At 71.9% G+C, this 13183-nt stretch carries 8 protein-coding genes; 4 read left to right on the top strand and 4 right to left on the bottom strand.

Annotated features, from left to right (window positions below):
* The 3 genes from CCN51_RS27540 to rfbB form a co-directional block, all read left to right on the top strand.
* The coding region (locus tag CCN51_RS27540) for a type I polyketide synthase (RefSeq protein ID WP_086860192.1) at positions 1–4812 on the top strand (4812 nt) is incomplete at its 5' end.
* A 4-nt stretch (positions 4813–4816) separates the two neighbouring features.
* Positions 4817–5725, top strand: a complete 909-nt coding sequence (gene rfbA / locus CCN51_RS27535; RefSeq protein ID WP_043492200.1) for a glucose-1-phosphate thymidylyltransferase RfbA — start codon at positions 4817–4819, stop codon at positions 5723–5725.
* Positions 5722–6717, top strand: a complete 996-nt coding sequence (gene rfbB, locus CCN51_RS27530) for a dTDP-glucose 4,6-dehydratase (protein ID WP_014180977.1) — start codon at positions 5722–5724, stop codon at positions 6715–6717. The genes rfbA and rfbB overlap by 4 nt, the downstream gene beginning before the upstream one ends.
* Here the strand turns inward: rfbB and rfbH are convergent.
* Genes rfbH through CCN51_RS27515 form a run of 3 tightly spaced genes read right to left on the bottom strand, consistent with a single transcriptional unit; the run spans position 6698 to position 9981 of the window.
* Positions 6698–8002 (bottom strand): lipopolysaccharide biosynthesis protein RfbH, encoded by a 1305-nt coding sequence (gene rfbH, locus CCN51_RS27525; protein WP_014180978.1) that lies wholly within the window; start codon positions 8000–8002, stop codon positions 6698–6700. The genes rfbB and rfbH overlap by 20 nt on opposite strands.
* Positions 7999–9039 carry an NAD-dependent epimerase/dehydratase family protein gene (locus tag CCN51_RS27520; protein WP_014180979.1) on the bottom strand — a complete coding sequence of 347 codons (1041 nt, stop codon included), beginning with the start codon at positions 9037–9039 and terminating at the stop codon, positions 7999–8001. Before CCN51_RS27520 ends, rfbH begins: the two co-directional genes overlap by 4 nt.
* Before the next feature lie 24 nt (positions 9040–9063).
* Positions 9064–9981: a putative sugar O-methyltransferase gene (locus CCN51_RS27515; RefSeq protein WP_014180980.1), complete on the bottom strand. Its 918-nt coding sequence runs from the start codon at positions 9979–9981 to the stop codon at positions 9064–9066.
* Between the two features lie 214 nt (positions 9982–10195).
* Here CCN51_RS27515 and CCN51_RS27510 point away from each other — a divergent pair, with 214 nt between their 5' ends.
* Positions 10196–11497 carry an activator-dependent family glycosyltransferase gene (locus CCN51_RS27510; protein WP_014180981.1) on the top strand — a complete coding sequence of 434 codons (1302 nt, stop codon included), beginning with the start codon at positions 10196–10198 and terminating at the stop codon, positions 11495–11497.
* A 62-nt stretch (positions 11498–11559) separates the two neighbouring features.
* Here the strand turns inward: CCN51_RS27510 and CCN51_RS27505 are convergent.
* Positions 11560–13183, bottom strand: a 1624-nt coding sequence (locus CCN51_RS27505; protein WP_143675905.1) for a beta-ketoacyl reductase, incomplete at its 5' end; no start/stop codon positions are given.

The raw sequence follows: 13183 nt of genomic DNA, 5'->3' as shown, positions 1-13183 counted from the left end.
GGCTGCCGTTTCCCCGGCGATGCGGGGTCCCCCGAGGACCTGTGGGACCTGGTCGCCGCCGGCCGCGAGGGCACCGGCGGCCTGCCCGCCGACCGAGGCTGGGACCTCGAAGCGCTCTACGACCCCGAACCCGGGCATCCGGGCACCAGCTATGTGCGCGAGGGCGGCTTCCTCCGCGACGCCGGCCGGTTCGACGCCGCGTTCTTCGGGATCAGCCCGAACGAGGCGGTCACCATGGCCCCGCAGCAGCGGCTGGCGCTGGAGCTGGCCTGGGAAGCCGTCGAGCACGCCCGCATCGACCCGCACACCCTGCGCTCCAGCGCCACCGGCACCTACCTCGGCTGCGACGGCCTCGACTACTTCCTCAACTCCTTCCAGGTGCCCGAGGGCGCGGCGGGCCAGCTGACCACCGGCAACTCGCCGAGCGTGGTCGCCGGACGCGTGGCGTACACCCTCGGCCTGGAGGGCGCCGCGGTGACGCTGGACACCGCCTGCTCCTCGGCGCTGGTCGCCATCCACCTGGCGTGCCAGGCGCTGCGGGAGGAAGAGGTGACGCTGGCGCTGGCCGGTGGGGTGTACGTGATGTCCTCACCGGCACCGCTGGTCGGGTTCAGCGAGCTGCGCGCCCTGGCCCCGGACGGCCGGGCCAAGCCCTTCTCGGCGGACGCCGACGGCATGAACCTCGCCGAGGGTGCCGGTGTGGTGCTACTGGAGCGGCTGTCGGACGCACGCCGCAACGGCCACGAGGTGCTGGCGGTCATCCGTGGCTCCGCCGTCAACGAGGACGGTGCCAGCAACGGTCTGACCGCGCCGAACGGGCCGTCACAGCAGCGCGTCATCCAGCAGGCGCTGGCCAACGCCCGGCTCGCGCCGGCGGACGTGGACGCGGTGGAGGCACACGGGACGGGCACCAGCCTCGGCGATCCCATCGAGGCCCAGGCGCTGCTGGCCGCCTACGGCCAGGACCGGCCCGAGGGGCGGCCCCTGTGGCTGGGGTCGATCAAGTCCAACATCGGCCACACCCAGATCGCCGCCGGTGCCGCCGGCGTGATCAAGATGGTCATGGCGCTGCGCCACGGGATGCTGCCGCGCTCCCTGCACATCGACGAGCCCACCCCGCATGTGGCCTGGGACACGGGCGGAGTGCGGCTGCTGGACCAGGCCGTCGAGTGGCCGCGCGCCGAGCGCCCCCGGCGGGCGGGCGTGTCCGCCTTCGGTTTCTCGGGAACCAACGCACACCTGATCCTGGAAGAGGCCCCCGAACCCGCACCACCTGCCAACGAATCCGCTCAGCCCGCCGAGCCCGCCGCGCTCGTCACCCCCTGGGTGCTGTCGGCGCGCAGCGCGGCCGCGCTGCGCCGCCAGGCCCGGCGGCTGCTCGACGCGGCGACCGACGGCGACCCGCGGGCGGTGGGCTGGTCGCTGGTGACCACGCGCTCGGTGTTCGAGCACCGGGCGGTCGTCACCGGCCCCGATGGCGCGACGCTGCGGGAGCGGCTGGCCGCGCTGGCGGCGGGGGAGCCGGCGCCCCACGTGGTGACCGGCACGCCGGGCGCGCCGGGCGCGGGGGTGGTCCTGGTGTTCCCGGGGCAGGGCTCCCAGTGGCCCGGGATGGGCGCCGAACTGCTGGACGCCTCACCGGTGTTCGCCGCCCGGATCGCGGAGTGCGAGGCGGCGCTCGCCCCGTACGTGGACTGGTCCCTGACGGAGGTGTTGCGGGGCGCCGACGGCGCCGCCGACCTCGGCCGTGTCGATGTGGTCCAGCCGGTGCTGTGGGCGCTGATGGTCTCCCTGGCTGCCCTGTGGGCCCACCACGGCGTGCGGCCCGCGGCGGTCGTCGGCCACTCCCAGGGCGAGATCGCGGCCGCGTGTGTCGCGGGCGCACTCCCGCTGGAGGACGGGGCCCGGGTGGTGGCCCTGCGCTCGCAGGCGCTGCGGGCGCTGGCCGGCCGTGGCGCGATGGCCTCCCTGGGCGTCGACCCCGACACGGCCGAGCGGCTCGTCGACGACGTGGGCGAGAAGGCCGCCGGTGTGGGGGTGGCGGCGCTGAACAGCCCGTCCTCCACCGTGGTCTCCGGCCCGCCCGACGCCGTGGCCGCTGTCGTCGCCGCCTGCGAGGCCACCGGTGCGCGGGCCCGCACCATCGATGTGGACTACGCCTCGCACGGTCCCCAGGTGGACGAGATCGCCGACGAGGTGACGGCCCGCCTCGCCGGAGTCGGCGGGCAGGCCACCGACGTCGCGTTCTACTCGACCGTGACCGGCGGCCCGATGGACACCGCCACCGCCCTGGACGCAGGCTACTGGCTGACGAACCTGCGCCGGCCCGTCCGGCTCACCGAGGCGGTCGACGCGCTACTGACCGCGGGACACCGGGTGTTCATCGAGGTCAGCACGCACCCCGTGGTCGTTCCGGCGCTCCAGCAGTGCTTCGAGTCCGCCCAGGTCGCCGCGGCGGCCATGGGCACGCTGCGCCGCGACGAGGGCGGCCCGGCACAGCTGGCCACTGCGCTGGCGCAGGCGTTCACCTCCGGGGCGCCCGTGGACTGGCGGCCCTGGTTCGACGGCCCGCCCGCCCCCCGGACGACGGCCCTGCCCACGTACGCGTTCGACCGCGAGCGCTACTGGCTGCCCCAGGCCCGTGCGGTCCGCGGCGACGGCGCGCAGGACCCGGCCGAGGCCGAACTGTGGGGCGCCGTCGAAGACCTCGATGTCGAGGCGCTGGCGCGGGTGCTGGAGCCGGACGGCACGGCCGAGGACATCGAGGCGCTGCGGCCCGCCCTGCCCGTGCTGTCCACCTGGCGCCGCCGCCACCGCGAACGCACCACCCTGGAGTCATGGCGCCACCAGATCAGGTGGACACCGCTGCCAGACCCCGCCCCGCCCGCCGTGAGCGGCACCTGGCTGCTGCTCGTCCCCACCGGCTACGAGGACCACCCGGCGGTCCGTACCGTGACCGGGGCCCTGACCGGGCACGGCGCCGAGGTCCGGCCCTGCCCCGCCGACCCCTCCGTCACCAGCCGCGCCGAACTCGCCGAACGGCTGACGGGCTTGCGCGGTGACGACGCCCCGGCCGGGGTGGTCAGCCTGCTCGCGCTCGACGAGCGCCCCCGCCCCGACCACCCGGCCGTGCCCGCCGGGCTCGCCGCCACCGTGGCGGCCCTCCAGGCGCTCGGCGACGCGGGGATCACCGCGCCGCTGTGGTGCGTGACCCAGGGCGCGGTGTCCACCGGCCACGACGACCCGCTGTCGCACCCCCTCCAGGCCCAGACCTGGGGTTTGGGCCGGGTGGCCGCGCTGGAACACCCCGACCGGTGGGGCGGTCTGGTGGATCTGCCGGCCGAGCCCGACCAGCGGACCGAGGCGCGGCTGGCGGCCCTGCTGGCCAGCGCGCCGACGGGCGGCCAGGCCGAGGACCAGGTGGCGATCCGGGCCGGCGGGACGCTGGCGCGCCGCCTCGTCCACACCACTGGCGGGCGTACCACGGGCCAGGCGTGGCAGCCCCGGGGCAGTGTGCTGATCACCGGTGGCACCGGAGGCGTCGGCGCGCTGCTGGCCCGCTGGGCCGCTGAACGCGGGGCCGCCCATCTGGTTCTCACCAGCCGACGCGGCCCCGACGCGCCCGGCGCCGCGGAACTGGCCGCCGAACTGCGCGGCCTGGGCGTCGCGGTGACCATCGCCGCCTGCGACGCGGCGGACCCGGAGGCCATGCGCGGCGTGCTGGACGCGATCCCCGCCGAGCACCCGCTGTCCGCCGTCATCCATGCCGCGGGCGTCAGCGAGCAGGACCTCATCGCCGACGTGGACGACGAGCACCTGAACCGCATGCTGGCACCGAAGGCGCTCGCGGCCTGGCACCTCCACGAGCTGACGCGGGCCCTCGACCTCTCCGCGTTCATCCTGTTCTCCTCGGTCTCCGCGTCCTGGGGCAGCGGGCAGCAGGCCGCCTACGCCGCCGCCAACGCCTACCTGGACGCCCTCGCCGAGCACCGCCGCGGCCTCGGCCTGCCGACCACCTCCGTGGCCTGGGGGCTGTGGGGCGAAGTGGGCATGGCCACCACCGCCGACGAGGTCGACGCCTTCCGCCGCCGCGGCATCCACCCCCTCGACCCCGGCCTGGCCATCGCCTCCCTTCAGCAGGCGGTGGAACGCCGGGAGACCAACGCCGTGGTCGCCGCCATCGACTGGCGGCGCTTCCTGACGGGCTTCACCGCGCTGCGCCCGAGCCCGCTGCTCTCCGACCTTCCGGAGGCCGCCGAGGCGCGCGCCGAGGAGACCCGGCCCAGGGAGGACGAGGCGGACCCGCTGAGGCGGAAGCTCGCCGGCTGCCCGCCGGCCGAGCAGCACCACATCCTTGTACGACACGTCCAGGCGCACGCGGCCACCACGCTCGGTCACGCCGACGCGGACGCCGTGCCCCCCACCAAGCCGTTCCAGGAGCTGGGCTTCGACTCGCTCACCGCCGTCCAGCTGCGGGACCGGCTGAACGCCGGCACCGGGCTGCGGCTGCCCACCACCGTCCTGTTCGACTACCCCTCGGCCGAGGAGCTCGCCCGCCATCTGCACGGGCTGCTTGTCGCCGACGCGGCCTCGGGCGAACAGCTGATCATGTCGGAACTGGACGGCTGGGACGCCGCCCACGCCCCGGACACCGTCGACGAGGCCGCCTGCTCCCGGATCGCCGCACGGCTGCGGCTCCTGGCCGACAAGTGGAGCGATACCGCCCGCGCCACCGGGTCCCACGACGACCTGGAAACGGCGACGGCGGAGGATATATTCGATTTGATCGCCACCGAGTTCGGGAAGTCCTGACATGATGAAGGGCATCATTCTCGCGGGCGGGAACGGAACACGGCTGCAGCCCCTCACCTTGACGGGGTCGAAACAGTTGGTTCCCGTTTACGACAAACCCATGATCTACTATCCGCTGTCCGTTCTCATGTTCGCGGGCATCCGGGATATCCTGATCATCAGTCGCCCCACCGAGCTGCCTCAATTCCGCCAGCTTTTCGGAGACGGCCGGCGCCTGGGGCTGAACGTCTCTTATGCCTCCCAGGAGAAACCGCGGGGAATCGCCGACGCCTTCCGGGTCGGCGCGGATCATATTCGCGGAGAGGAGTGCGCGCTGATCCTGGGCGACAACCTCTTCCACGGCGCGAATCTGCCCGCGCTGCTCCGCAGGAGTGTGCAGCGGCTGCGCGGATGCGTGCTGTTCGGGCACGAGGTCGCCGATCCCCGGCACTTCGGCGTCGCCGAAATCGACGAGCGCGGCAGGCTGCTGTCCATCGAGGAGAAGCCCGAGCGGCCCCGGTCGAACCTGGCCATTCCCGGCCTGTACCTCTTCGACGGCGGCGTCGTCGACGTGGCCAAGCGCCTGGTGCCCTCGGCCCGGGGCGAACTGGAGATCACGGACGTCCTGCGCGCCTATCTCGAGGAGGGCACGGCCGATCTGGTGTGGCTCGGCAGGGGTGTCACCTGGCTGGACACCGGCACCCACGAGACCCTCCTGGACGCGGGCCGTATGGTGCGCGACGTTCAGCACTACCAAGGCACGCGGCTCGGCTGCGTCGAGGAGATCGCCATGTACATGGGATTCATCGGAGCCGACGAGTGTTACACCCTCGGCACCGAGATGAGCAACTCACCCTACGGCCAGTACGTCATGGACCGGGCGCGCTCGTACCGGCAGGGCCTGCCGCCCGCGCGCTTTCTGGAGGAGATATGAAGCTCCTGGTCACAGGTGCCGCGGGGTTCATCGGGTCCACCTATGCACGCAGGCTCCTCGCACGGGGCGGCGCGGAGTGGGGCCCCGACGTCTCACATGTCACCGTGCTGGACAAGCTCACCTACGCGGGGACACTGAGCAACCTCGACACCGCCGACCCCCGGCTGACGTTCGTGCACGGCGACATCTGCGACGCCGACCTGGTCGACACGCTGATGGCGCGGGCCGGCCAAGTGGTCCACTTCGCCGCCGAATCCCACGTCGACCGCTCCATCGCCGGCGCCGACCCCTTCGTGCGCACCAATGTCGAGGGCACCCACACGCTGCTGCAGGCGGCCCTGCGCCACGGGGTGGAGCGTTTCGTCCATGTCTCCACCGACGAGGTCTACGGCTCGGTCGAGACCGGATTCAGCCCCGAGACCGCCGTACTGGACCCCAACTCGCCGTACGCCGCCTCCAAGGCCGCCTCCGACCTGATCGCCCTCGCCTACCACCGCACCCATGGGCTGGACGTACGCGTCACCCGGTGCAGCAACAACTACGGGCCCCACCAGTTCCCGGAAAAGATCATCCCGCTGTTCATCACCAACCTGCTCGACGGCGAGGACGTGCCGCTGTACGGCGACGGGCTGAACGTGCGCGACTGGCTGCACGTGGAGGACCACTGCCGCGGCGTGGAACTGGTGCGCACCAAGGGATCGCCCGGCGAGATCTACAACATCGGCGGCGGCACCGCGTTGACCAACCGGGAGCTGACCGGCCGGCTGTTGGACGCCTGCGGCGCCGGCTGGAGCCGCGTACGGTACGTCGAGGACCGCAAGGGGCACGACCGGCGCTACGCGGTCCAGGACGACAAGGCCAGGGACGAACTCGGCTACCGCCCGCGCCACGACTTCGCGGCCGGGCTGGCCGAGACGGTCGCCTGGTACCGGGACAACCGCCCCTGGTGGGAGCCGCTCAAACGCTCCGCGCTCACCGGTGGCTCCCGATGAACTCGGTGATGGAGGAGACCATGAAGTCGATCATCTCCTCGGTCAGCCCTGGATAGACGCCGACCCAGAACGTGTGCTCGGTGACGATGTCGCTGTTGGCCAGATCGCCGCACACCCGGTGCGGCGCTTCGGCATGCGCGGGGTGGCGCGTCAGGTTCCCGGCGAACAGCCGACGTGTGCCGATCTTGCGGGACTCCAGGAAGTCGACCAGCTCGGCGCGGCTGAACGGGGCCCGCGGATCGACGGTCAGGACGAACCCGAACCAGCTCGGATCGGAGCGCGGCGTCGCCTCCGGCAGTGTCAGCCACGGCAGCCCGTCCAGCCCTTCGCGCAGCCGCCGCCAGTTGCTCCGCCGGGCCGAGCAGAACGCGTCGAGCTTGTCGAGCTGGGTCAGCCCGAGCGCCGCCTGGAGGTCGGTCGACTTCAGGTTGTACCCGATGTGGGAGAAGATGTACTTGTGGTCGTAGCCGGCCGGCAGCGTGCCCATCTGGTACCCGAACCGCTTGCGGCATGTGTCGCTCTCGCCCGGCTCGCACCAGCAGTCCCGGCCCCAGTCCCGCAGCGACTCCACGATCCGCGCCAGGACCAGGTTCGAGGTCAGCACGCAGCCGCCCTCACCCATGGTCAGATGGTGCGCGGGATAGAAGCTGACGGTCGTCAGATCGCCGAACGTCCCCGCCGGCCGCCCGTCGTAGGTGGAGCCCACGGCGTCGCAGCTGTCCTCAATCAAAATCAGGTCGTGGTCCTGCGCCAGCCGGGCCATCTCCGTGGCCTCGAAGGGGTTGCCCAGCGTGTGCGCCATCATGATGGCCCGGGTGCGCGGCCCGATCGCCTCCGCCACCCGCTCGGCCGTGGCGTTGTACGTCCCCAACTCGACGTCCACATAGACCGGGACCAGCCCGTTCTGCAGGATCGGGTTGACGGTGGTGGGGAAGCTCGCCGCCACCGTGATGACCTCGTCGCCCGGGCGCAGCCGGCGCTCGCCCAGCAGGTGGGAGGTCAGCGCGGAGATCGCGAGGAGGTTCGCGGACGACCCGGAGTTCGTCAGGTGTGCCTTGCGGCGCTTCATCCGGCGCGCGAAGGCCGACTCGAACTTCCGGGAGAGCTTGCCCGCGGCGATCCGCATCTCCAGCGCGGCCTGCACCAGCGCGACCCGGTCGTCCTCGTCGAGCACCGCGCCCGAGGGCCAGATCTCGGTGACCCCGGGGATGAAGCCTCGCCCCTCCTGGCTGTCCTGGTGGTACTTGCGCACCTCGTCGAGGATGCGCGCGACCCGTTCGCTCATCTGCTGTCCTTCCCATGACTGTTCCGGGGTCCGATCGCTGTTGCCGCTCGTACCGCCGCGGGCTGCGGCGCGCCGACGGCGGCGAGCAGATCGCGCAGTGACTCCCGCAGGGTTCGGCGCGGCGCCCAGCCCAGCAGGCGCCGCGCACGTCCGATGTCCAGTCGCTGCCAGGCCGCGTCGGAACGTGTCCGGCGCAGCGCGGGGTCCTCGATGACACGCACCGGGCGCCCGCTGAGGGCGATCATCAGGTCGACCAGCCGGCGCACGGGCACCGCCTGGCCGCTGCCGATGTTGACGACTGCGCCGGTGACGGCGGCGACCGGTGCCACGGCCGCCGCGACCACCGCGTCGGCCACGTCCCGGACGTCCACCAGGTCGCGGTGGTCGCGCAGGGGCGCGAGCCGCAGCTCGTCGCGGCCGGCCGCCAGGTGCGCGGCCACCGCCCCGGCGAGGCTGCTCACCGGGGCGCCCGGGCCGCAGGCGACGGAGACCCGCAGCACGGTTCCGGCGACACCGAGCTCGGCGGCGGCCCGCAGGACGGCCTGCGAGCCACTCAGCTTGGTGCGGCCGTAGACGGTGGTCGGGGCGGGCGGCCAGTCCTCCGCGATCGCGGTCCCCGGGCGGGCCGGGCCGTACTCGTAGGCGCTGCCCAGGTGAATCAGCCGCGGCCGGCCCGGCAATCGGGCGACGGCCCCGGCCAGCCGGCCGACCAGCTCGGTGTTGGCCTCGGCCATCTGCCGTTCGCCACCGCCCCAGACCGCGCCCGAGGCGTTCACCAGCACCCGCGCCCCTGTACCGGCGCACAGCCGGGCCAGCTCATCGGGCCCGGCCGCGGTCAGATCCAGGCGCACCGAGCGGCAGCCGTCACCGTCCACGCCGCCGCGCGCGCCGCGCGAGACCGGCACCACCTGGGCGCCCGCAGCACCGAACGCCGAGCATATGTGCCGCCCCAGGTAGCCGGAGCCGCCCAGGACCAGGACCGGCGTGCCGGCCAGCGCTTCGTCACCGCGGGGCGGGGGCACCGGAGAGGCGGCCATGGTTCCCTCCTGGGAAGACGGGGGCTATCGAAGGCCGTTGCCGGTCTTCGTATAGAGGGCCTGCCAGAAGTAACTCCACGGCACACCACGGGAGTTGGCGGAGCACGTCCATCCGTCGCCGGGCTGATAGGCCTCGATGAAGGTCGGCACGGCCGCCGCCACGGCCTGGCTGTCGTGGATGTCGAGCACCTGCCGCAGCGGCCCGGTCTGCATGGCCAGCCGCACGGCCTCCTCGCCCTTCTGGTGGCCGTCCATGCTCTTGTCCCGGAACTTTCCGACCGGGTTCTTCACGAAGAACGCCCCGCACCTCTCGTCGATCAGGCGCAGATACGCCTTGACGGTGTCCGGGGTCATCTCCGTGAAGGAGTGCACGTTGACGCACAGGTCGAAGCCGTCCGGGCCCAGCCCCGTGTCGATGTCCTCCACCTGGACGAACCTCATCTTGGAGAACTGCTTCTCGTCCAGGACCTCGCGAAGATACGCCCTGCTCAGCCCGAGGGTGTTCTTCAGGTCGACGATGGTGTAGGAGGCCAGGTCGTAGTTGGAGAGCATCGCATGGCACGTACGGCCGTACCCGGCGCCGATCTCCAGGACGCGGGCGCCGCCCAGGTCCAGTTCCTTCTCGATGAAGCCGAGCTCGAGCGCCGCCTGGAGATAGTCCAGACAGACGGTCCTGCCCTCGTATCGGACGGTGACCGGATCTCCCACGTCACGGTTGCGGACTTTCTCGATCTTCGACCAGTCGTCGTCGCTCAGCCGCGTGGCCAACTCATAGACGAGAGCCCTCAGATACCTGATTCCGTTGGTCGTCGGATCCCACAGGGCGATATTGAAATTCCGGCGGTCCGACTTGAAGCCGGTCAGATCAGCCGACGCCTCCTCGGTAACCCAGAGTTCATTGATGCGTTCCCACTGCAGGCTGGCCTGAAAACCCTGAGCCATACCGCTCTCCTCATACGTTTGGCGTTGGTCGCATCCCGGCGGTACGCAGTCTCTCGGGCACGGCTAAAGGCGGACTAACGCCGGTCGAGCACGTGCAAGACCCCCTTTAGGGGCGTCGTTAGGGTGAACGTGAATGCGGTTGATGACGAAGGTACACGGGCGAGAGAGCGAACTGGTTGCCATTGCCGGTAACCAGAGAGGAGAGATGCCAGCCATGCGTGTCCTGTTCGTCACCATTCCTTGGCGGACCCACTTCCAGTTCTGTGTGCCGATGGCCTGGGCCCTGCGCACCGCGGGCCATGAGGTTCATGTCGCCAGCGGCCCCGACCTCACCGACGTCATCGTCCAGTCGGGGCTGACTGCGGTTTCGGTCGGATCGGAGGAGCACTTCCTGGAGAAGGCGCACCAAGCGCAGACGGAAGCATCCGAAGCGACAGGGGGTGGAATTCACCATCCCATCGATCTGGGTGAGAACCGCGAAGAGTTGTTTCCGCTGAGCTACCTGAAGTCGCTCTGCGCCACTTCCACCGAAGTGGCCAAGGCCGTGAACGATTCGATGATCGACGATCTGGTCGCGTACTGCCGTTGGTGGAAGCCCGACCTGGTGGTCTGGGAGTGGCTGAGCCACGCGGGGGCGGTCGCCGCCGCCGCGGTGGGGGCGGCACACGCGCGGATGCCGATCGGTATCGAGGTGGAGGCCCGTATGCGCCGCCACTTCCTGAAGCTGCTGGCGCAGCAGGAGCCGGCGGACCGCGAGGACCCCATGGCCGAATGGCTCGGCGCGTGGGGGGAGAAACACGGTTTCGAGTTCCGCGAAGAGCTGGTGACCGGCCAGTTCACGATCGACCAGGTGCCGGACTCCATGAGGCTCAAAGCCAATGTGCCGCAGGTCTCCGTCCGCCATGTGCCGTACAACGGCCGCGCCGTCGCGCCGGACTGGATCCGCCCTGAGCCGCCGGCGCCGCGTGTCCTCGCCACATTCGGGATGAGCATGTGGGACATGTCCAGCTCGCAGCCCGTCTCCAGCTACCAGATGGTCTCCATTGAGCAGCTGCAGGACTGGCTGGACTCCATGGCCGATCTCGAGATGGAACTGGTGATGACCCTGCCGGGGAGAATCCAGGAAAAACTGAAGCACGTCCCCCAGAACACCAGGCTTGTCGATTTCGTCCCGCTGCACCTCGTCATTCCGTCCTGTGCGGCAGTGATTCACCACGGCGGACTTCCCGCCTTTTGCAGCTCGCTGGCGCACGGCGTCCCACAGCTGATGGTCAGCCGTATGGCCCCCGACGCCTCGGTGCGAGGCGCACGGCTGGAAAAGGCCCAGGCGGGTGGGTGGATCCCGCCGGAGCGCATGACAGGAAAGCGAATCCGGAATCACCTGGCGAAGCTGCTGCAAGACCCCTCCTACCGGGCGGGTGCCGAGCGGCTCCGTCAGGAGGTACTGGCTCAGCCGTCCCCCAACGAGGTGGTCCCCGAACTGGAACGGCTGACGGAGGAGCTCCGTTCTCGCTGATCGCTCCGGCTTACGATCGCCACGAGCCCCTGACCCCGCCGGGGTCAGGGGCTCGGCCGTGCTCAGGACTCCCCGAACTCGCGGTCGATGAGGGCGAACATCTCGTCCGCGGACGCCGTTTCCAGGTCGTCCCCGCCCGTCTCCTCGCGCGGTTCGAGCGCATCGTCCCCGTCGGCGTACCGCCACAGCAGCAACCGCAGTCGGTGCGTCAGCCCGGTGCGGCGCGGGTCGTCCGCGTCCAGGGCGGCGAGCGTCGCCTCGATCTCGTCGAGATGCGCGGCGGCGGGTTCGTCCGCCGGCTCGGCCGGCAGGACCTGCGAGACCAGATACCCGGCCAGCGCGGTCGGCGTCGGATAGTCGAAGACCAGGGTGGCGGGCAGAGTCAGGCCGATGGCGCCCCGTAGCCGGTTCCGGAACTCGACGGCCGCCAGGGAGTCGAAACCCAGCTCCTTGAAGGGCTGCTCCGGATCGACCGACTCCGCCGCCGGGTAGCGCAGCGCCCCGGCCACATGGGTGCGGACGAGGGCCAGCAGCGTGCCGGTGCGCGCCTGGGGCGACTGGGCCGCCAGCCGGTCCCTCAGGGCCGTCAGGCTCTCGGAACTCTCGTCGTCCGAGGAGTCCAGTGCCGCCTGCCACGCCCGCCGGGCCGCCGGGATCTCGTCGAAGAGGCGGCTGGCACGCGCCATGGTGAACAGGGGCACGAAACGCTCCCAGTGCACATCCGCGATCACCGCGTGGACGTCACCCCGGTCGCCGCCCTCATCACCGGCCTGGACGGTGCCTTGGTCGGTTCCGTCACCGCTGTGATCGAGCGTCCGCCGCAGCGCGGCCAGCGCGGGCGTCGGGTGGAGGGCCAAAAGCCCCTGACGCTCGGCGCGTCCGGCCGCCTCCGGGTCCTCCGAGCCGTCCCACACGCCCCACGCCAGCCGGGCGACATGGCCGCCCGCCGCCTGGCGCCGCCGCGCCCACGCGTCGAGATACGCGTCGGCCGCCGCCCGGGCACCGTGCCCGCCACCGCCCCACACCGCGGCGATGGACGAGAAGACCACCACCGGGTCGTCGGGCTCCAGGCCGCACAGCTCCGCGAGCCGATCGGCTCCCCCCATGGCGTCGGACAGCGCCTCGGCCAGCTCGTTTGGGGTGAGCTCTGCCAGCGGCGCCCAGTCGCCCGGCGCCCCGGCGTGCACGACCGTGCGGACCCGCAGACCCGAGGCCGCGAGCCGGTCGGCCAGCTCCTGGCGGGTCGTCGGTTCGGACGGCACGCCGTCCACCACCGTCGCCTCCGCGCCCAGCTCCGCCAGCTCGGCCACCAGTTCCGCACCACCGGGCGCGGCCGGGCCGTCCGGTGCCAGCAGCACGATGCGCTTGGTGCCGTCCGCGGCCAGCCACCGCGCCACGAGGGCCGCGGCTCCGGCGACCCCGCCGGTGATGAGGACGCCGTCCCGGGGCGTCCACGCCCGCTCCTGGGCCGGGGCCTGGGCATCCAGCGGAGCGGGCAGCAGCCGCCGCCCGAAGGCCCCGGCCGGCCGCAGTGCCACCTGGTCCTCCCCGTTCCGCCCCGCCAGCACGGCGCACAGCAGGTCGGGAGCGAGGTCCGCGACCGAGGCCGGCAGGTCGACCAGCCCGCCCCACGCCGTCGGATGCTCCAGCGCGGCCACCCGGCCCAGCCCCCACACCTGAGCCTGC

The organism is Streptomyces milbemycinicus, from assembly GCF_002154605.1.
Classification (GTDB): domain Bacteria; phylum Actinomycetota; class Actinomycetes; order Streptomycetales; family Streptomycetaceae; genus Streptomyces; species Streptomyces milbemycinicus.
The sequence above is the reverse complement of the archived record's forward strand: the minus strand, read 5'-3'. Positions and strand labels throughout refer to the sequence as shown.

Coding starts and splice junctions, on each gene's coding strand:
- rfbA (WP_043492200.1), top strand. CDS start 4,817: ATGAAGGGCATCATTCTCGCGGGCGGGAACGGAACACGGCTGCAGCCC.
- rfbB (WP_014180977.1), top strand. CDS start 5,722: ATGAAGCTCCTGGTCACAGGTGCCGCGGGGTTCATCGGGTCCACCTAT.
- rfbH (WP_014180978.1), bottom strand. CDS start 8,002: ATGAGCGAACGGGTCGCGCGCATCCTCGACGAGGTGCGCAAGTACCAC.
- CCN51_RS27520 (WP_014180979.1), bottom strand. CDS start 9,039: ATGGCCGCCTCTCCGGTGCCCCCGCCCCGCGGTGACGAAGCGCTGGCC.
- CCN51_RS27515 (WP_014180980.1), bottom strand. CDS start 9,981: ATGGCTCAGGGTTTTCAGGCCAGCCTGCAGTGGGAACGCATCAATGAA.
- CCN51_RS27510 (WP_014180981.1), top strand. CDS start 10,196: ATGCGTGTCCTGTTCGTCACCATTCCTTGGCGGACCCACTTCCAGTTC.